This window comes from Dietzia sp. KRD202, assembly GCF_017168155.1.
GTDB lineage: Bacteria > Actinomycetota > Actinomycetes > Mycobacteriales > Mycobacteriaceae > Dietzia > Dietzia kunjamensis.
On record NZ_JABFAN010000014.1, the window covers coordinates 40,642 to 59,993 of the forward strand.

19 protein-coding genes are annotated in these 19,352 nt (G+C 63.3%); 16 read left to right on the forward strand and 3 right to left on the reverse strand.

Going from position 1 to position 19,352, the window contains the following annotated elements:
- Window positions 1–10: 10 nt before the first annotated feature.
- The 5 genes from J1M64_RS09880 (at window position 11) to J1M64_RS09900 (ending at window position 4,820) form a co-directional block, all read left to right on the forward strand.
- Window positions 11–1,495 carry an AMP-binding protein gene (locus tag J1M64_RS09880; RefSeq protein WP_206474078.1) on the forward strand — a complete coding sequence of 495 codons (1,485 nt, stop codon included), beginning with the start codon at window positions 11–13 and terminating at the stop codon, window positions 1,493–1,495.
- A gap of 245 nt (window positions 1,496–1,740) precedes the next feature.
- Window positions 1,741–3,057: an MFS transporter gene (locus J1M64_RS09885; RefSeq protein WP_206474079.1), complete on the forward strand. Its 1,317-nt coding sequence runs from the start codon at window positions 1,741–1,743 to the stop codon at window positions 3,055–3,057.
- Between the two features lie 82 nt (window positions 3,058–3,139).
- Window positions 3,140–3,436, forward strand: a complete 297-nt coding sequence (locus J1M64_RS09890) for a helix-turn-helix domain-containing protein (protein ID WP_206474080.1) — start codon at window positions 3,140–3,142, stop codon at window positions 3,434–3,436.
- Entirely contained in the window at window positions 3,436–4,527 is a 1,092-nt protein-coding gene (locus J1M64_RS09895; RefSeq protein WP_241261393.1) for an integrase core domain-containing protein, read from the forward strand. Before J1M64_RS09890 ends, J1M64_RS09895 begins: the two co-directional genes overlap by 1 nt.
- Before the next feature lie 95 nt (window positions 4,528–4,622).
- On the forward strand, window positions 4,623–4,820 hold the full coding sequence (locus J1M64_RS09900; protein WP_241261394.1) for a hypothetical protein: 198 nt from the start codon (window positions 4,623–4,625) through the stop codon (window positions 4,818–4,820).
- A 236-nt stretch (window positions 4,821–5,056) separates the two neighbouring features.
- Here the strand turns inward: J1M64_RS09900 and J1M64_RS09905 are convergent, their stop codons facing one another.
- Window positions 5,057–5,821 (reverse strand): SDR family NAD(P)-dependent oxidoreductase, encoded by a 765-nt coding sequence (locus tag J1M64_RS09905; protein WP_206474081.1) that lies wholly within the window; start codon window positions 5,819–5,821, stop codon window positions 5,057–5,059.
- Between the two features lie 402 nt (window positions 5,822–6,223).
- On the opposite strand from J1M64_RS09905, the gene J1M64_RS09910 reads away from it, so the two are divergent.
- From J1M64_RS09910 to J1M64_RS09935, 6 genes are read left to right on the forward strand one after another with little or no spacing between them, the layout of a single operon-like run.
- Complete coding sequence (locus tag J1M64_RS09910) at window positions 6,224–7,414, forward strand: lipid-transfer protein (RefSeq protein ID WP_206474082.1); 1,191 nt, start codon at window positions 6,224–6,226, stop codon at window positions 7,412–7,414.
- Entirely contained in the window at window positions 7,414–7,881 is a 468-nt protein-coding gene (locus J1M64_RS09915; RefSeq protein ID WP_206474083.1) for a MaoC family dehydratase N-terminal domain-containing protein, read from the forward strand. The genes J1M64_RS09910 and J1M64_RS09915 overlap by 1 nt, the downstream gene beginning before the upstream one ends.
- Window positions 7,882–7,904: 23 nt before the next feature.
- The gene (locus tag J1M64_RS09920; protein ID WP_206474084.1) at window positions 7,905–8,291 is read left to right on the forward strand and encodes a MaoC/PaaZ C-terminal domain-containing protein; all 387 of its coding nucleotides are present in this window, start codon (window positions 7,905–7,907) and stop codon (window positions 8,289–8,291) included.
- 32 nt (window positions 8,292–8,323) lie between these two features.
- Window positions 8,324–9,151: an SDR family NAD(P)-dependent oxidoreductase gene (locus J1M64_RS09925; protein ID WP_206474085.1), complete on the forward strand. Its 828-nt coding sequence runs from the start codon at window positions 8,324–8,326 to the stop codon at window positions 9,149–9,151.
- A gap of 9 nt (window positions 9,152–9,160) precedes the next feature.
- Complete coding sequence (locus J1M64_RS09930) at window positions 9,161–10,318, forward strand: acyl-CoA dehydrogenase family protein (protein ID WP_206474086.1); 1,158 nt, start codon at window positions 9,161–9,163, stop codon at window positions 10,316–10,318.
- Window positions 10,319–10,356: 38 nt separating this feature from the next.
- Window positions 10,357–11,466 carry a CaiB/BaiF CoA-transferase family protein gene (locus tag J1M64_RS09935; protein ID WP_206474087.1) on the forward strand — a complete coding sequence of 370 codons (1,110 nt, stop codon included), beginning with the start codon at window positions 10,357–10,359 and terminating at the stop codon, window positions 11,464–11,466.
- 65 nt (window positions 11,467–11,531) lie between these two features.
- Here the strand turns inward: J1M64_RS09935 and J1M64_RS09940 are convergent, their stop codons facing one another.
- Together J1M64_RS09940 and J1M64_RS09945 are read right to left on the reverse strand one after the other, a co-directional pair.
- Window positions 11,532–12,683: a TetR/AcrR family transcriptional regulator gene (locus J1M64_RS09940; RefSeq protein WP_206474088.1), complete on the reverse strand. Its 1,152-nt coding sequence runs from the start codon at window positions 12,681–12,683 to the stop codon at window positions 11,532–11,534.
- A gap of 94 nt (window positions 12,684–12,777) precedes the next feature.
- Complete coding sequence (locus J1M64_RS09945) at window positions 12,778–14,184, reverse strand: MFS transporter (protein WP_206474089.1); 1,407 nt, start codon at window positions 14,182–14,184, stop codon at window positions 12,778–12,780.
- A 319-nt stretch (window positions 14,185–14,503) separates the two neighbouring features.
- Here J1M64_RS09945 and J1M64_RS09950 point away from each other — a divergent pair, with 319 nt between their 5' ends.
- The 5 genes from J1M64_RS09950 (at window position 14,504) to J1M64_RS20545 (ending at window position 19,172) form a co-directional block, all read left to right on the forward strand.
- Window positions 14,504–15,328, forward strand: coding sequence for an enoyl-CoA hydratase/isomerase family protein (locus J1M64_RS09950; RefSeq protein ID WP_206474090.1), 825 nt, complete (start codon window positions 14,504–14,506; stop codon window positions 15,326–15,328).
- A complete protein-coding gene (locus J1M64_RS09955) occupies window positions 15,325–16,164 on the forward strand; it encodes an enoyl-CoA hydratase (protein WP_206474091.1) in 840 nt (279 codons plus the stop codon). The genes J1M64_RS09950 and J1M64_RS09955 overlap by 4 nt, the downstream gene beginning before the upstream one ends.
- Window positions 16,165–16,216: 52 nt before the next feature.
- On the forward strand, window positions 16,217–17,038 hold the full coding sequence (locus tag J1M64_RS09960) for an AMP-binding protein (RefSeq protein WP_206474092.1): 822 nt from the start codon (window positions 16,217–16,219) through the stop codon (window positions 17,036–17,038).
- 99 nt (window positions 17,039–17,137) lie between these two features.
- Window positions 17,138–18,670, forward strand: coding sequence for a class I adenylate-forming enzyme family protein (locus tag J1M64_RS09965; protein ID WP_206474093.1), 1,533 nt, complete (start codon window positions 17,138–17,140; stop codon window positions 18,668–18,670).
- A 55-nt stretch (window positions 18,671–18,725) separates the two neighbouring features.
- Window positions 18,726–19,172 carry a transposase gene (locus J1M64_RS20545; protein ID WP_374220845.1) on the forward strand — a complete coding sequence of 149 codons (447 nt, stop codon included), beginning with the start codon at window positions 18,726–18,728 and terminating at the stop codon, window positions 19,170–19,172.
- Window positions 19,173–19,352 lie beyond the last annotated feature (180 nt).

Below are 19,352 nucleotides of genomic sequence, written 5' to 3' on the forward strand. Positions count from 1 at the left end.
AGGAGCGAACATGTCCACCTCGTCGTCATCGGTCAGTGGAGCACCGCAGAGTCTCGTAGGCCTGCTCGCAGACTTGGCAGCCGCCGCGCCGGACCGGCGAGCTCTGAGCTGTGGCGATGATGAAATAACCCGAGGCGAGCTCGAACGACGAACGAATCGACTGGCCCGCGCATACCAGCAGCTCGGTGTCACCAAGGATTCACTAGTGACGATCGGGCTACCCAACGGCATTGAATTCATCTCTTCGGCCATCGCGGTCTGGAAATGTGGTGCTACCCCACAACCGATCTCGGCGAAACTCCCGGGTCGCGAAACCGCCGCGATCATCGAGTTGGCGGCACCCACACTGGCTGTAGGCGTGGAAGCGCATGACGCTCCGGGTTGCCCCGTGGTCCCGGCGGGATACGAACCACCACAGGAACTCGCCGAGACCGCATTCGATCTAGGCGCAGCCAGCTCGCTGAAGGCGCCGACCTCGGGAGGAAGTACCGGGCGGCCCAAGCTGATCGTCTCCACGGATCCGGCCACAGCGGAGTCGGTTCTACCACTGGCGCAACTCGTGGGAATGCGCGAACACGACACCGTCCTCATCACTGGTCCGCTCTGCCATAACGCCCCGTTCACCCTGGCGATTTGTGGACTCGCTCTCGGCGGTCACGTTGTAGTGATGCCACGGTTCGATGCCACGATCTCGCTCCAGCTCGTCGAGTCCTGGTCCGTCACGTGGATGTACGCAGTACCCACGATGATGAGCCGAATCTGGCGGCTGACAGAACGTGAATCATACGACGCCAACTCCCTCCGTGTGGTGATGCACATGGCAGCGCCATGTCCGTCCTGGCTGAAGCAGGCATGGATCGACTGGCTGGGCGCCGACAGCATCCTCGAGCTGTACGCCGGGACCGAAATCCAAGCCGCAACAGTCTTGACCGGAAGCGAATGGCTATCGCGTCCAGGCACGGTGGGCCGACCGGTTTTCGGTGAGATGATCGTGCTCAACTCAGAAGGGGAACGGCTACCTTCTGGTGAAGTGGGGGAAGTCTGGATGCGGCGCGGCGAGGGAGCTTCCAACCCTTACCGCTACATCGGAGCCGAAGCCCAATCACGCGACGGCGGCTGGGAAACCGTGGGAGACATGGGATGGATGGACGACGACGGCTACCTCTACCTCGCCGACCGCAAAGCGGACATGATCCACGTCGGCGGTGCCAACGTTTACCCTGCGGAAATCGAAAGCGCGCTCCTTGAGCAGCCGCTGGTTCTCTCCGCAGTGGTAATCGGCCTTCCCGACGATGACCTCGGCCAGGTCCCACATGCCCTGGTCGAACTGGAACAAGATCTTGGCGATGACGACCTCTACTCCCACCTGTCAGATCGGATCGCCCGCTACAAAATCCCCCGGTCGTTCGAGCGAGTGAGCGAACCACTGCGCGACGACGCGGGCAAAATTCGGAGATCCACGCTCGTCGCTGAACGCGTCACACCTGACAACTGATCGCAACTTGAAGATAGACCGTTCGCTGCGCTCGCCGTCGCTAACGACCGCTCACCTGGACCGTGGCAGCTCTCACGGCACGCCTCACGCTTGCCCTCTCCTAATGAACTCTGGTCGTCATCGCCAATTCCTCACCGACCCCTCGCCGCGATAACCATGTAATCCCTATCGGGTCGATAGGTCGATTGGTACCCGCCTGCCCACTTCTGCTCAGATTCACCCCGTACCCGGAAGGGCTTCACATCATGACCGCACAAATTTTGCAGGCCGCACCACCCGGCCAGCATGACACTCGCGCCAAAGCTTGGGGATTCACCGGTCTATTGGTTCTCCTCTACATCATAAATTGGGGCGACAAGGCCATCTTCGGTGTGGTCGCCCAACCCATCGCCGAGGAGTTCGGTCTAAGCGCTTCTCAGATCGGCCTTATCGGCAGTGCGTTTTTCCTGACTTTTACTCTCGGTGGCCTCCTCGCCGGGTTGATCAATAAGTGGTTGCCGCTCCGCTGGTCCCTGGTGCTTCTGGCGGTTGGCTGGGCAGCATCCATGATTCCCACGGTAGTGGTTGCAGGATTCGCCGTACTGCTGATAAGTCGCATGATTCTCGGATTATTCGAGGGACCGTCGGCTGCTTTGATCCTCTCCGGTGTCTACACTTGGCATCCCCCTGAAAAACGAAGCTTTCCGTCTGCATGCATTAACGCCGCCGGAGGAATTGCTCAATTCGCGGTTGCACCACTATTGGCCTTAGTGGCAGCTGCCTGGGGTTGGCGTGCGGCGTTCATCAGCCTCGCTGCGGTCGGCATCGCATGGTGCGTGATTTGGTTGCTGACCTGGAAAGAAGGCCCCTTCGGGGCCCAAGAGCCAATTCGTCGGGACGATCTGGACGCGGCGTCGGCATCAACAGTCGCCCACCGAGTCCCGTGGACCACAATATTTTTCACGCCGACCTTCATCGGCGGAGCAGTGGGCGCTTTCGCCATGTACGCACTCATCACGGTTGTGCTCACCTGGTTGCCATCATACTTCGAAGTGGGACTGGGCTACTCCCGCGTGCAGGCAGGAGTAATGTTCGGAATACCGAGCATCGCTGGAATCGTCATAATTCTCTTCGCCACCGCTATTGCTGATAGATTGCTGGTCCGCGGAGTAAGTTCGCGTATCGTGCGCGGAATCGTTCCAGGCATCGGGTTGTTGTTGTGTGGACTGGCATTGGTGACGCTTCCGTACATCGGCGTCCCTATTGTAGCGGTCGCAGTAGTATCTTTCGGCTACGGTATCGGTGGCATCGTGTTTCCATTGTTCAGCTCGGGACTGTCCGAGATATGCCCGCCGGGGCAAATCGCGGGGGCACTCGGAGTTTTCCTCGCCCTCCAGACATCCGCCGGCCTAGTCGCCCCGTATCTCACCGGAGTGATCGTCGACTCTTCAGAGTCCCCTGCGGCCGGGTACGCATTCGCCTTCCAGGTCTGTGGGATCTTAGCTTTAGTCGGCGCTGTCGTCGCGCTAGTCTTCGTCAATCCGGTTCGGGACGCTCAGCGCGTTCTCGCTAACCAGGCCTGAGTTCCACAAGTTGATGCCGTTCTAGGGTAGTTCGCCAGGATCGAAGGATGGCTCGGCGCCGAGGAAGCGACGGTCCCGGAAGGTGCTGTCTGCGTCGGCGAAATACGAGATCTGGCTGCGGCTGGTCCGGGACGAGGCCACGATCGCCCAGGCCGCGACAGAGGCCGGGGTGGACCGGTCGACGATCATCCGGGTCCGGCAGGTCGCCAAGGAGGGAGCGATGGCGGCGCTGGCCGCGTCCCGCCCGGGGGTGTCGGGCAAGTCGGCGCGGGACGCGGAGTTGGAGGAGGCCAACGCCGAGATCGACCGGCTGGGCGAGGCGGTCACGGAACTGGCGGTGAAGCTGACGCTGCTGGAGGGAAAAGGGGGGCCGGTCTGATGCCCATGGCGCCCGTTCCGGCCCGAGTCGACGCGCCCACCAAGCAGGTCCTGCTGGACCTGCTCGGCCACGCCGCCAGCCGGGGCTGGTCTCTGGTCGCCGCCTGCGAGGCGCTCGGGCTGGACGTGCGCCGGGCACGACGCTGGACCCGCCGACAAGTCACCGACGAGGGCTTGGATGATGGGCGCCCCGGGGGCAGTGTCAATGCCCTGACCCCGACCGAGATCACCGCGATCCTGTCGGCGTTCGAGACCTTCGGCGAGAAGGATTTTTCGCACCGGCGCCTGGCTCACCGTGGTTCCTATAAGCATCTGTTCTGGGCCGCCCCGTCCACCGTGCATCGGGTCTTGAACGAACATGACCTGCGGTTTCGACATCCTCCGCGACCCTCGGCGAGTGCCCGGCGACCGTTTCCGGACTGGGCGTCCTACACCCCGGGCTCGATCTGGATCTACGACACGACGCATTCTGTGGCCGCTGGTATGGGGGCGCTGTTCATCGAGGATTTCGTCTCACGCAAATGGATCACCACCGTGGTCTCGCCGGAGGAGACGCACACCCAGGTCCAGCTCGCGTTCGAGCAAGCCCTGGAGGCCGAGGGGTTACTGGAGTCGGCTCTGGAGCGAGCCCAGGCCCTGGACCGGGACCTTGCCCTTGATGGTGAGGACGAGCTGACGCCGATCCTGCTGGCCGTGTCCGATAACGGCTCGCAGATGATCGCGGCGAACACCCGCAAGTCCATGGCCATGTTCGCCATCGCTCAGCACTTCGGCCGGCCGTCCACGCCGACGAATCAAGCGTGGATCGAATCGCTGAACGGCACCATCAAGGCAGAGTGGCCGCACCTGACACAGATCACCGACCCGGCCCTGCTGCGAGCCGAACTCGACGAGGTGAGGACCGAGTACAACACCAGAAGGCTGCACTCTGCGATCGGGTACGTCGCTCCCGACGACGAGCACCACGGCCGCGGGAAAGCCATCCGGCAAGCCCGACGCGACGGCTTAGCCAAGGCCGCCAAGGAACGGCTGGCCTACAGTCGGAACCAGCGGAAGAATCAACCCCACCAAGAAGGCCCAGATGTGGTTTGATTCCCGGCCCCAAAGCGGACATTAACGCTGAAACACCTCACGTATTCGAGGGAAATAAGGCAGAGACCTAGAACCTGGTCGTATCAGGGATCCGAATGCTGGCCTGCACCGGCGCCTCCGCCATCCTTGCAGCGTGTGAACACGAAGCGATGCGCTACCGCTTCCTGCCCGTCGCCACGCTGTTAATTCGCAGCAGCCGCCGGCGGAAGGTCAAGATTCCGGAGAGCTGGCCCTGGGCCACCGCCATCGAGGCCGTGTTCCACACCATCGCCGCGATACCCAGACCCGCCTGAGCCCCTACCCGGCCTCGACAACACTACCCGGAGACCCGCCCACCGGCAGCGCCAGCCGGCCCCAGAACACGCCTACATGACCCGAATGACACAACATCCGTAGAGCACCAGGATCCTCACACCCCGTTAATCAGGGGGCTAGCTGCAATGGCGACACGGGCCGAACCACCGCGCCCAGCAGTATCTGGGGTGCCCGATCTCATCGCTCTGGGATCGGGCGTCACCGCGTGCAGCGCTCAATGTAGAAGCGTTGCGCCGCCGCAGGCAGTGAGCACCTGCCCGGTCACGTAGGAGGACTCTTGGGAAGCGAGAAATGCCACACAGGAGGCGATTTCGTCCGGGGTCCCGGTCCGGCCGAGCGGAAGCCCGTTTGCGGCCGACTCGGTGAACGTGGCAGGCATTCGGGTGAACATGCCGGCGTCGATGTAGCCCGGTGCCACGCAGTTCGCGGTGATGCCGTGCCGACCGAGTTCGATTGCGACACTCCGGGTCATCGCCTCGATCGCTCCTTTGGCGGCGCCGTAGACGGCACCACCGAAGGCTCCTTGCACGGTGATGGAGCTGGTGTTGACAATCCGGCCGTAACGCCTTTCGGTCATTATCGGCGCTGCGGCGCGCATAGTGTTTAGAGTCCCGGCCACATGAGAGGAAAGCACGTCGTCGAGGTCGGTGTCGCCAATCTTTCGCAATGTAGCGCTCCGGAAGGCGCCGGCCATGTTGACCAGGACGTCGAGGCGGTCGCATTCAGCACGGACAGTGTGGACTGCTGCGTCGACCTGATCCCTGTCCGCGACATCGACAGTCAGTGCGATGACCCGATCGCGGAGGTCTCCCAGCTCGGCATCGAGGCGAGCCGACGCGTCGGATGACTGGTCGAACACGAAGACCCGCGAGCCTTGGCTGGCAAAACGTCGCACCACCTCGATCCCGATTCCTCCGGCGCCGCCGCTGACAATCGCGGCGGGGGTCCGCTCGCGGGGTGTGGTGCTGCGAACGTTCATGTCTTTCCCTTCGGGGTGGTGTTCTGACTCGCGAAGCTGGCGGACCTCGGCGATCCGTCGTGACCTGCCGTCTGGCCGCAGTTCTCGTTGTCGTTTCGGGCGTAGGGCCGGTTCGTGAAATTTGCTCACACTGTTCTTGCCGAATCGTGATCCGGTTCTTGATGACGGCGGGTCGAAGTGCTGGTGCCCTTCGTCTTCGAGCCGATGAGCGAGCTCTATCGTAAGTCAACTGGGAGTTAGATTTCTCTCCAGAGTGAAGAAGTCGTTTGGTCGACACTACAGAGCGCATTAGGGCCGACATGAGCTCGGTTGACGTTCAAACCGACAGCTCTCGGGTCTTGCCAACTAAGTAAACGTAGGTTACGTTCAAGGGAAGTCGAGCCGTAAGGAAGGGGTCGAGAGATGAGTAATGAAGTGCGCGTGGCCGGGGTGGGCATGATTCCGTTCACGAAGCCCGGTCGAAGTGCCAGCTACAGCGAGATGGGAGAGGCCGCCGCGCGTGCCGCGCTGGCGGATGCGGGCATCGGCTACACGTTGGTGCAACAGGCCTACGTCGGGTATGTCTACGGTGATTCGACGTCCGGGCAGGCCGCGCTCTACGGGCTCGGGCAGACCGGGATTCCGATCGTCAACGTCAACAACAACTGCTCGACCGGTTCGTCGGCACTGTTCCTGGCGCGTCAGGCTGTGGCCAGCGGAACTGTCGACTGCGCGCTGGCGCTCGGCTTCGAGCAGATGGTGCCGGGTGCACTGGGCACCAACTACACCGATCGGCCCGGGCCGATGACCCGGATCGAGGCGATTCGGGACGAGTTGCAGGGTGTCGATACCCAGTCGCCGATGGCGGCCCAGTTCTTCGGTGGTGCGGGTCAGGCCTACGTCGACGAGCACGGGATCGATCCGGCGGTCTTCGCGGAAATTTCGGTGAAGTCCCGCAAACACGCGGCAAACAACCCGTACGCGGTGTTCCGAGAGCCGGTCAACGTAGAGGAAGTACTGGCTTCTCCGCAGATCTACGGTCCGCTGACGCGGTTGCAGTGCTGCCCGCCCACTTGCGGCGCGGCGGCGGCAATCGTGTGCACTCCCGAGTTTGCGAAGAAGCATGGGGTCCGCGCCGATGTCGTTATCCGCGCGCAGAGCCTGACCACCGACACGTCGACCACGTTCAGTGAACCTGACATGCGCAAGGTGATCGGCGCCGACATGGCGGCGATAGCCGCGCAGAACGTGTACGAGGCTGCGGGTGTGGGACCGGAAGACATTCGGGTGGTCGAGTTGCACGACTGCTTCACCACTAACGAGTTCCTCACCTACGAGACTCTGGGCCTAACACCGGCAGGAACAGCGGAGAAATTCATCCGGGACGGGGACAACACCTACGGCGGCCGAGTCGTCACCAACCCCTCCGGCGGGCTCCTCTCGAAGGGCCACCCACTTGGAGCAACGGGCTTGGCACAGTGCACGGAATTGGTGTGGCAGCTGCGCGGACAGGCCGAGGCCCGACAGGTCGACGGTGTGAATCTGGCGCTGCAGCACAACCTTGGTCTCGGCGGCGCGTGTGTGGTCACGCTCTACGAGAAGGTCGATGCCTGATGACTCTGAATTCTTCCGTTATCGGCGCCGAAGAACCCGGTCAAACGCTGCTGCTCACCCGCAGCCGACTCCGGGCATTCGCTAAGGCGACCGGACAGGTCGACCCGATCTACCTGGACGTCGACGCCGCCCGGAGCGCGGGTCACCGCGACCTGCCGGCGCCACCGACCTTCCTGTTCGGGATCGACCTCGAGGCACCGAATCCGTTCGCGTTCATCGAGGGACTCGGTATCGACTTGCGCACCGTACTGCACGGCGAGCAGCAGTTCACCTATCACGAGATGGCCTGTGCGGGTGACGAACTGTCCACGCACACCAAGGTCGTCGACGTCTACTCGAAGAAGGGCGGTGCCCTCGACTTCCTGGTCCGCGAGACGACGGTGACCAATCAGGACGGGGCCGTCGTTGCCGAACTGCGCAACACTCTCGTGATCCAGAATCGTCCGACCGGAGCTGATGTTTCGTGAAATCTCAGACCATAGCGGTAGGTATGGAATTGCCCGCCCTGACGATCGAGCCGATCAGCCGGACCACTCTGGCGCTGTTCGCCGGAGCATCGGGCGACCATAACCCGATCCACATCGACCTTGATGTCGCGAAGAGCGCCGGTCTCCACGATGTTTTCGCCCACGGCATGCTGTCGATGGCCTATCTCGGTCGGCTGCTCACCGACTTCGTGCCACAGCAACAGATCCGCTCCTACAAGGTGCGCTTTGCGGCGATTACGCCCGTGCATGGGCAGCCCATCTGCACCGGCACTATCACTTCGATGGACGAAGTCGAGGGTGAGAACCAGGCCCACATCGAACTCAAAGTCGAACTTGCGGACGGCACCGTCACTCTTCTCGGTGAAGCCGTCGTCGCACTCGACCGGTAAGACCACCTCGCAAACGACAAGGAACTCACTTCATGGGAAAGCTCAACGGAAAGACCGCCATCGTTAGTGGCGCTGGTCGCGGTATCGGCCGCTCCATCGCCCTCAAATTGGCCGGCGAGGGCGCAAACGTCGTCGTCAACGACCTCGACTCGGACCCAGCCACCTCTGTCGTCAGCGAGATCACCGCTACCGGCGGCAATGCCGTCGCCTGCTCGGGCAGCGTCACAGACCCAGATTTCGGCGAGCGATTTGTCGGTACTGCCACAGACGAATTCGGCGGACTCGACATCATCGTCAACAACGCCGGCTACACCTGGGACAACGTGATTCAGAAAATGGGCGATGATCAGTGGGATGCGATCCTCGACGTGCATCTGAAGGCGCCCTTTCGTATCCTGCGGGCTGCGCAACCGGTGATCAGAAAGGCCGCCAAGGCGGAGAAAGAAGCTGGCACTCGGGTGCACCGCAAGGTCGTCAACATCTCCTCCATCGCCGGCCTCTACGGCAATGTCGGACAGGTCAACTATTCCTCGGCGAAGTCCGGCATCATCGGGATGACCCGTACCTTGGCCAAGGAGTGGGGCCGGTACAACGTCAATGTCAACGCCGTCGCGTTCGGGTTCATCGAGACTCGCTTGACCGAGGTTGCCGCCAACGGCGACGCGACCATTGACATCGAAGGCCGTGAGATCAAGGTCGGGGTCAACCCGCAACTGCTCGAGACGTTGAAGGCGACGATTCCGCTGGGTCGGCCGGGCACCCCGGACGAGGCCGCCGGATCGGTCGTGATGTTCACCTACCCCGAGTCGGATTACGTCAGCGGCCAGATCATCGTCACCGGCGGCGGATATGAAGGCTAAGGAGGCGCCATGAACACCCCTACCCCGTACGACTCGGGCTGGCAGGACGACGAAACCCGTGCGCTTGGTGAACTTGCGGACAAGTTCTTCGCCAACGAACTCGTGCCCCACCGCGAGCGGTTCGAAGCCCAGCATTTCGTCGACCGTGAGGTCTGGACCAAGGCTGGCGACCTCGGTTTGCTGTGCTGCTCGATTCCGGAGGAGTACGGCGGTGGGGGCGGCACCTTCGCGCACGATCTCGCGGTCGTCCAGGCTCAGTACCGGGCTCTCGATACCGGTTTCGGCAACATGGTGCACAGCGGGATCGTCGCACACTATCTTCTGGCGTATGGCACCGAGGAGCAGCGCCGCCGCTGGCTGCCGCGGATGGCCAGTGGGGAGATGATCGCCGCCGTGGCGATGACGGAACCGGGGGCGGGTTCGGACCTCAAAGCGATCCGTACCCGTGCGGACCGCGACGGTGATCATTACGTGATTAACGGATCAAAGACCTTCATCTCCAACGGATCGCAGGCAGATTTGGTCGTCGTGGTCGCCAAGACCGATCCGCAAGCAGGGGCAAGAGGTGTCTCGCTGATCGTCGTCGAGACTGCGGACTGCCCCGGGTTCGTGCGCGGCCGAATCCTCGACAAGGTCGGCCAGCACAGCGCCGACACCTCGGAGCTGTCGTTCGAGGACGTCCGCGTTCCGGTCGAGAATCTGCTCGGTGGTGAGGAAGGGCACGGCTTCGGCCAACTGATGACCCAGCTCCCCCAGGAACGATTGCTGATCGGCGTCGCTGCGGTCGCCACCATCGAGGCCGCCGTCGCAGAAACCGTTGCGTACACCAAGGCTCGCAAGGCGTTCGGGCAGACGATTTTCGACTTCCAGAACACGAAGTTCGTGCTCGCCGAATGCGCCACGGTCGCCCATGCGACACGGGTGTTCATCGATTCGTGTATCGAACGCCAACTTCGCGGCACATTGGATGCCACCACAGCGGCGATGGTCAAGTGGTGGCTGACCGAACAGCAGGTCGAGGTGATCGACCGGTGCCTGCAACTGTTCGGCGGCTATGGATACATGCGGGAGTACCCCATCGCACGGATGTATGCCGACGCTCGCGTGCAGAAGATCTACGGCGGAGCCAACGAAGTCATGAAGGATCTGATCGCGCGCGCCCTCTGAACGAGAACGCGGCACGACAGCAAGGAAACGGAACAAGCATGAACACAGGACCTCTCACCGGACTGAAGGTGGTGGAACTGGCCGGGATCGGACCGGGCCCGCACGCCTGCATGCTCCTCGCCGACCTCGGCGCCGACGTCGTCCGGGTCGAGCGGGCCACCGGGGCCGGCCCCGGGATCGACATCGAGCGCGACGTCGCGCTCCGAAGTCGCACCATCGTCGAGGCGAACCTCAAGGATGCCGACGATGTGGCGACGGTGCTCGACCTTATCGACGGAGCGGACGTGCTGATCGAAGGATTCCGTCCGGGAGTCACCGAACGGCTCGGCCTCGGTCCCGAGGTGTGCCTGGCACGCAACCCCGGCCTGATCTACGGGCGCATCACAGGATGGGGTCAGGACGGACCGAATGCCCACCGCGCCGGCCATGACCTGAACTACATCTCCTCGACGGGAATCCTCGACAGCATCGGCCGCGCCGGGGAACGCCCGGTCCCGCCCCTGAACCTGGTGGGCGACTTCGGTGGCGGATCGATGTTCCTGGTCTTCGGGGTGATGGCCGCGCTGTGGGAACGGGAGCGGTCCGGTCGCGGGCAGGTGGTCGACGCGGCCATGGTCGACGGCGCCAGCGCCCTGGCCCAGATGATGTGGTCGATGCGCGGCAACGGCACCTGGGCGCCGGGACGCGGGCGCAACACCCTGGACGGGTCGGCACCGTTCTACGACACCTACACCTGCGCCGATGGGAAGTTCTTCGCCGTCGGGGCGATCGAACCGCAATTCTTCGCGGAACTTCTCCGGTTGCTCGAACTCGACCCCGACACGCTTCCGGGCCAGTGGGACCGCGCCCGGTGGGACGAGTTGCGCACCGGCCTCGCGGCTGCGTTCACATCCCGGACCCGCGACGAATGGGCGGCGGTGTTCGAGGGAACGGATGCATGCGCCACCCCGGTCCTGTCATGGGACGAGGCCATGGAGGATCCGCATCTGCGGGCACGGGGAACCCTGGCACGGATCGACGGAGTCGATCAGGCGATGCCCGCTCCTCGGTTCTCGCGGACCCCGCCCGCCGCCCCGCGCTCCGTCCCCACCGACCGGGCGGCACTGCGCGAGCAGATATCTCGCTGGGACCGTCTCGCGACGCGATAATCAATCGCGCGACGCGGTGATTGATCGGGGCCCGCCGGCACGAATCCGGCGGGCCCCGATGCTCGTCAGTCGGCGCAGCCGAGTATCGCCATCACCATCGCTGTTAGATTGTCTTCGATCGAGGTGTCGAACGCCGCTGGTGTGCGCGAGACATCGTGAATGACCGCCAACCCTGCATGGGCGAGGGCTCGGGCGGGCGCCTGCTCCAGATCGGATCGGCTCGATCGGATCAGCGCCACCCACTCACGCACGTATTCGCGTTGGCGTGTCCGAACGGTCGGGTCGTCTCGGCTGTCGATCAGAGCCAGTGACGTCAACTGGAGCCTGCCATGCGTCCTCCGCACATAGCCACGGACGACAGCCTGTAGTGCCTGACGTGCATCGCTGTGTTGATGGAGCGCCTCCCCGAGATCCAGCCACAGCGCCTGGGTAGCGCGGTCAAGGGCGGCGGCGAGGATGTCTTCCTTTCCGCGGAAATGAGTGTAGAGACTCGGACCGGTAACCCCGACCGTAGCGCCGATGTCCTCCATCGACGTTGCGTGCACCCCTTTGGCCGCGAAGAGTTGGATCGCCTTTTGTAACAGCAATTCCCGCCGCGAGACCGGTTCGAGGGCGGGAACGGACGGACTAGCAGGGCCGGCGTTCTCGCTCAGATGGGTGTCGCACAGCGAGCGGCAGGCCGTCTTCAACAGGCCCGCGTACTCTGCGGAGGGCAGGACTAGGGAGTGGGTCCCGGGGCTGGACAACACGCTTTCCACGGCCCGAGAGAGCAGACGCGCCTGTTCTCGGGACAACTCCGGGCGATACCGCTCGATCAGGGCGAGGTAAGTGCGGTTGATGTCCCTCAGGTGCTCGCGCAGCTCGGCTTGGTCGTCGTCGGGTAGGTATTGGAGCTGACGGGACCAAAGAGCACCGAGTTGCCGGTGACGAACCGCCGCATCGCATGCCAGGGACAGTGCCTCGTCCAACGACGAGGTGGAATCAATCCTGGGAAAACTGTCGAGGCTTTGTCTGATGGCCAGAGCCAGCAACTCGGCCTTGTTCGGATAATGTCGATACAGCGCACCAGCCGTGATATCTACTGATGCCGCGATCGCGTTCATCGTCACATTCGGAAAACCATTCTGCACGAACAGAGTTGCCGCCGAATCCAAGATCTGCTGTTTACGCCCCTTCGGGCGGGTCCGCCGACGCGGGGACGTGTCTTCGGCCAACATGAGACTCCATTTCACCGGGGTAGGCAGATCCCCGCCAAGAGTACGAAACGTGGGCGGTCATATTCTGTCCGCCCACGTTTCGGGGTTGATCTGCTCAGATGTCCGCCATGTCAGAGTCACCGTGGTCGCGGAGGGTCAGCATCGCCACGAACGTACACGCCGCCAGGATGGCGACGTACCAGGGAAAGACCCATCCGATGCCAATCTCCGAGAGCCACTGCATGATGAAGGGCGCGGTGCCGCCGAATATCGCCGCACCGATCGCGTACGGAAGACCGAGGCCGACTGCGCGGATTTCTGTGGGGAACTGCTCGGCCATCGCGATCGGCCCGATAGCAGCAAAAAGGGCAAAAATTAGCAGTGCGAAGGTCTGCAGGATCAACTGCCTCGCGAACGTCTCCTCGAGCAGAGCAAAAAGTGGCACTACCGTGATCGCGGCTCCCGCGCAGAAGGCCAGGATGAGGACGCGTCGGCCGTACCTGTCCGAGATCGCCCCGACTACGGGGAGAGACAGGATGAACACGACGAGCGCGATCACGTTGGCCCACAACGCCGCCGAGGCATCGAGGCCGCGTCCGGTCAAGTACACGGGTAGATATGAGGCGAAAATGTAGTACCACAGGCCACTCAGCCCTGCCAGCAGGACTAGTCGCAGAAAATCCGCTCGATGGTCGCGCAGGAGTGTCGCCAAGACGCCCCCCGGGCTGCGGGGTGTCGTCGCGGTGGATTCGAACGCAGACGTCTCGTGCAGGTTGCGGCGAAGCATCAAGGCAATCACGCCGATTAACGCACCGAAGATGAATGGCAGTCTCCAACCCCAGTCCTGCAACTGACTTTCCGACAGCGTCGCGTTCAGAAGTAGCGCTATACCGGTAGCTGCAAGCGATCCGACGGTGGCCGAGATGTAGAGAACGCTGCCGTACAGACCCCGTCTCTTAGGAGGGGACACCTCGGCGAGGTAGGTACTGACGGCGGCGAGCTCGCCACCCGCGGACATACCTTGGCACCCTCTGGCAACCAGAAGCAGTATCGGTGCAAGGACACCGACTTGCGCGTAGGTGGGTGAGATACCGATGAGCAGGGTGCCGCCGGCCATCAGCAAGATCGTCACGACCATCCCGGTCCGGCGACCGCGCCGATCGGTGACGAGCGAGAGTAGGTAGCCACCCAGTGGCCGGAAGAGGAACCCCGCTCCAAACACCGCCAAGGTGCTCAGCAGCGCGGCAACCGGATTTCCGGACGGGAAGAACTGTAGGGAGAGCAGTACCGAGAACTGGGCGTAGATCATCCAGTCGAACCACTCGAGCGCGTTGCCAACCCCCGCGCCTATCAGGGCCCGCTTCGGCGTCGGCGACGCGGTGTGTGCTGGCTTGTGATTGCCGTTCGAGTTGGCGCCGCGAACGGACGGGTTTCTGAGCAAAGGATCATCTGCTGATCGACGGAGGGTGGGCGTCGAGTTCGTCTCGTCGAGCCTGCAGAAGGGTGAGGAGTTGCTCGTCACTGTGCGAGACGACCCACACCGAGGGGCGTGACCTGGGCCACTATTAGACTTTACCAATCCGAATCACCGTTTACAAGAGCGATGTACCCATCACCTCTGACGCGGCGCACCCTAGTCGGGACGCTCGCATAACTGCAGATAGAAGCCAATTTTGCGTCGGAGATTATGTTCCATCGCGCATCCGGTCCAGATTTCGCATGGTTGCGAGTAGTGAATACCTATAGACATAAGTTCCCCTCCCTGGGTAGTGTGATCGGCGGCACAGGTGAGTGTCAGCGCCGCGCTCGGATACCGGGCTTGTGTAGGGAAAGGTCATTGGATGTCTGATGAGCGCACGTTCGGTCACGTCCGCGGTGAGGTCGACGCCGATGGTGTCGGTGCCGTCACTCTTGACCGCCCGGAGCGGCTCAATGCGGTCGACGGCGAACTGATCGGGAGCATGATCGATGCCTTCACCTGGGTCGGCGAACACCAGCGATGTCGATCTGTGGTTCTTGCTGGCCGCGGCCTCTCCTTCTGTGCTGGACTAGATCTTCATAACGGCTTGGGCACGAACACGTTTCACGATCCCGTGCTGGAGGTCGAGCACGGGATTCGACGCGGTGCCGCCGTCGTTCGGATCATGCGCGAGATCCCACAGCCGGTGATTGCTGCGGTACACGGGTACGCGGTCGGTGCCGGATTCGCCTTCGCCGCGGCCGCGGACATTCGACTCGCGTCTCCAGACGCCCGGTTCAACGCGGTGTTCGTCAAGATCGGCATGTCCGCCGGCGACCTGGGACTGAGTTGGCTCCTGCCCCGGATCATCGGGGCGGGCCGTGCCGCGGATTTGTTCCTCACTGGAAGTGAACTGACTGCCCAGCACGCGCTGGCAGCGGGTTTCGTCGCCGGCATCGAATCGGACCCCCACGCGGCGGCGCAGCGCAGAGCCCGCGACATCGCGTTACTGCCATCGTACGGAGTTGTGACCACCAAACGACTGCTCAACGCCAGCCTCGACGTCAGCGGACTACATCAGCATCTCGAATCCGAGGTGCGCGCCCAGGCACTCGGAATGCTCACCGACGACCACCGAGCAGCCTTGCAGCGATTCCGGACACCGAGAGCCGCTGCGATCCCGACCCCCACCGGAGCTCCGTCATGACCGAGACCACTGCGTTCATCCGCCGCGAGAACCCCGCCGAGGGCGTCGCGCGCATCGTCCTGGCCCGTCCCGAGATGCGCAACGCCCAGAGCCCCGAACTGCTCTACCAACTCGATGCAGCCCTCGCCGCCGCGGCCCACGACGCGGCCGTCAAAGTCATCGTGCTGGCAGCGGACGGGCCGGACTTCTCCTCCGGTCACGACCTCAAAGCCGGATTCGCGCTCCCGTGTGAACCGGTCGCGACCATCGCATCCGGACTCGACGAGCCCGGCGCAGCAGGGCACTACGCCTTCGAATGCGAAGCATACCTGGGACTATGCCGACGCTGGCGCGACATCCCGAAGCCCACCATCGCCTCCGCGCAGGGCCGCACCATCGCCGGGGGACTGATGCTGCTGTGGCCAATGGACATCATCGTGGCCGCCGACAATGCCACCTTCTCCGACCCGGTCACTGCGTTCGGCGTCAACGGCGTCGAATATTTCACCCATGCCTGGGAATTGGGAGCGCGCCGGGCCAAGGAACTGCTGTTCACCGGCGGCATTCTCGACGCCTCCGAGGCCCACCAACTGGGCATGGTCAACCATATTGTCCCCGCGGCCGAGCTCGACGCCGCCACACTCGCCCTCGCCGTACGGATCGCCGCCCGGCCCGCATTCGGACTCCGGCTCGCCAAGGAAAGCATCAACCGCAGCCTCGACGCACAGGGCCAGCAGGTCGCCCTCGACACCGCCCTCGCGCTGCACAACCTTGGACACGCCCACAACGTCAAGCAGTTCGACAGCATCATCGACCCGCGCGGCGCGGAGGTCATCCGTGCCGGCGCCCAGACGTGACCGGAACCGGCAGTCGCTGATTCCATATCCGCCTCGAACGACAGGAAGACGGATGACGCAACGAGCATCACAATCGGTGCACCTCACGGTTGCCGACATCGTATGCAAGAACCGTACGTTCGCTGAACACGAAAGGGCGGAAGCCAAGCCCGCTCTCGTTCACGGACCCGACCGGGTCACGTTCGCGCAACTCGACGACCGGTCCTCGCGCTTGGCGTCCGCACTGGCACGGGCAGGCTTCACTCTGGGGGACCGTGCAGCGGTGCTGCTGCACAACCGGATCGAGCACCTCGAGATCTTCTTCGCCCTGGCGAACCTGCGCGGCGTCATCGTGCCCGTGAACTTCCTGTTCAAGCCGAATGGAGTCGACACCGACGGCAACTGGCGCGTCGTCGCCTCCGACGTGAACTTCCCCAACGGAATCGTCGTCTACGAGCGCGCCCGCCGTCTGATTGTCGCGGAAACCTTCGGTGCGGCCCTAGCACCTTCGACGTCACGGCCGACGGCTCGCTTGCCAATCGGCAGGTGTGGCCGATCGGTTTCCCGCCTGACGGCGTCGCGTTTCCCGATGCCGAGGGGCAGGTGTGGGCGGCGCCACGCGGCCGTGCGACGAATCGCTCCAGGCGGCACCGAAACCGAACGTATCGACACCGGTCAGCTGTGCCTGGCAGCCGGGCTCGGCGGACCCGACGGGTCACGCACTGTTCCTGTGCACCGCCCCGGTGACCGAACCCCAGCAGGCTCTCTAGCTCCAAGAAGCCCAAGTGGAAGTTGTCCGGGTGGGAACCCCGCCGCCGGATCAGCGGCCGGTGTTGCCGGGCGCGGGCTCCGGGAGATGACAGCACCTGAGCGGTTTCTTCTTCTATCCGTCTGAACCGCGCTTAAAGGAAGCGGCCCCGGAGTTGTCGAGGCGGCCTCTATCGAGCGTGCAACCTGCAAATGTGTTTACTCAATCTGGATGTGGAGGCTCACAATGGCCACAATCGCTGGGACCCTGCGTGCGACGGCGGGGCGCGTTCCCGACCGCGAGGCGCTAATCTTCGGGGAGACCCGCTACACCTACGCCGAGTTGGATGCCGAGGTCGATCGGGTGGCTGGGGTACTGGCCGACCATGGGTTGCGTAGGGGCGACCGTCTGGCTCTGATGGCCACCAACTCGGACCGATTCGTCATCACGTTCTACGCCTGTCACCGTCTCGGGGCCATCTTGGTTCCGGTCAATCCCGCGTCCGCGGTACCCGAACTCGAGTATCTTCTCCACGATTCCGGGGCAACGGTTGTGGTTTTCGACCCGGCGGTCGAGGCTGTCGTGCGCACCGCGGCCGAGGCAGGTGTTCTCGGCTCGCGGCAGATTTTCGCCACCGCCCGGGTCGAGGGGTTCGCGGACCTGTTCGCCTTGGCAGCTGACCGCGACGCCATCCCGGTGGAGGTGGGGGTGGGGGAATCGGACGACGCCCAGATTCTCTACACCTCGGGCACCACCGGAGCGCCGAAGGGAGCACTGTTCGATCACCACCGGGCCCTGTGGGATGCGTTCTCTTGCAGTGCCACCTGCGGCATGGCCGACGGTGATCGGTTCCTGCACGTGGCGCCGCTCTACCACGCGGCCGAGCTGTGCATCATGCTCATCCCGGGAACAATGATCGGTGCCACCCACGTGGTGCACAGCGGGTTCGACCCGGCGAAGGTCCTCGACACGCTCGAGAAGGAACGGATCACCATGTTCTTCGGCGTCCCGACGATGTATCAATTCCTGCTCCGTCAGCCCGATCTCGCCGAGCGCGACCTGTCCGCCTGGCGGACCGGGATGTTCGGTGCCGCCCCGATGCCGCCCAGTGCGGTGGAGCAACTGACGACCATCCTGCCGAAGGTAAACTTCCTCCAGATGTGCGGCCAGACCGAGGCTGGCCCCAGTGGGATCTTCTCCAACCGCGATCAGGTACGCGAGCGTCCGGACGCCAGCGGCCGGCAGGCAATGATCATGACCGAGTGCCGCGTCGTCGACGCCGACGGCAACGAGGTCGCACCCGGCGAGGTCGGCGAACTCCTCTTGCGGGGGGAGACCTTGATGAAGGGATACTGGAACAAGCCCGAGGCCACGGCAGACACGATCCGAGATGGATGGTTGCACACCGGGGACCTGGTTCGGCTGGACCCCGACGGATACATGACTCTCGTCGATCGTCTCAAAGACATGATCATCACCGGCGGACGCAACGTCTACTCGGTCGAGGTCGAGCATGCCATCGCAGCCCATCCCGCCGTCCTCGATTGCGCCGCGATATCGCGACCACACCTCGAGTACGGCGAGAGTATCGTCGCCGTAGTTGTAATGCGGGACGGCGTAACACTGACCCTGGACGAGCTGCGGGAGTTCTGCCGGGAACGGATTTCCAGCTACAAACTGCCGCACGACCTGGTGATCACCGACAGCATCGACCGCAATCCCTCCGGAAAAATTCTCAAGCACCGTCTACGGCGCCGCCTCGACCAGACCACCTCTTAGGGCGTGTCTCCTATAGCTGAGCGGTGACGCGCGAGACCGTGGCCGTATGGGACAGATGAAGTCACGGTTTCGGCAGTTCACTGATGAGCAGTGGGATCGGATCGAGCCCCTGTTGCCCTCGAATGAAGGGCGGCAGGGGCATCCGTTTCTCGATAGCCGCAGGGTGGTCGAGGGCATCATTTACCGCTATCGAGCAGGCATTCCGTGGCGGGATGTGCCTCGGAAGGAGTTCGGTTCCTGGAAGACGGTGTGGAAGCGCCACGCACGGTATCGCGATGGCACCTGGGACAGGATTCTGCAGGAGATCCTCGCTGACGCCGATATGGCCGGGATGTCAATTGGAGCGTCTCGGTCGACGCCATCATTTGCCGTGCCCACCAGCACGGCACGAACACGACCCAGTCTGAGCAGGACACAGGGGGCACGTTCGAATCACAAGAATCAACCTCACGCAGAGTGTGAACCTGCAGGTCCGGGATCGGTCGGTCACGAGACGGGTTGACGACCAAGATCCACCCGACCTGGGCCATTTTGACGTGATGCGGACCATATTGACGTGTTGACCTGCAGGTACGTGTGTTCGGGTTGCGGTTTTTCCGCACTAACCTCGTCGTTTCATGTGGCGGTGAGCAGCCCCGCTGAATGCGGTCTTCGGGGTGCTTCGGGCTGATTTCGTCGGCTG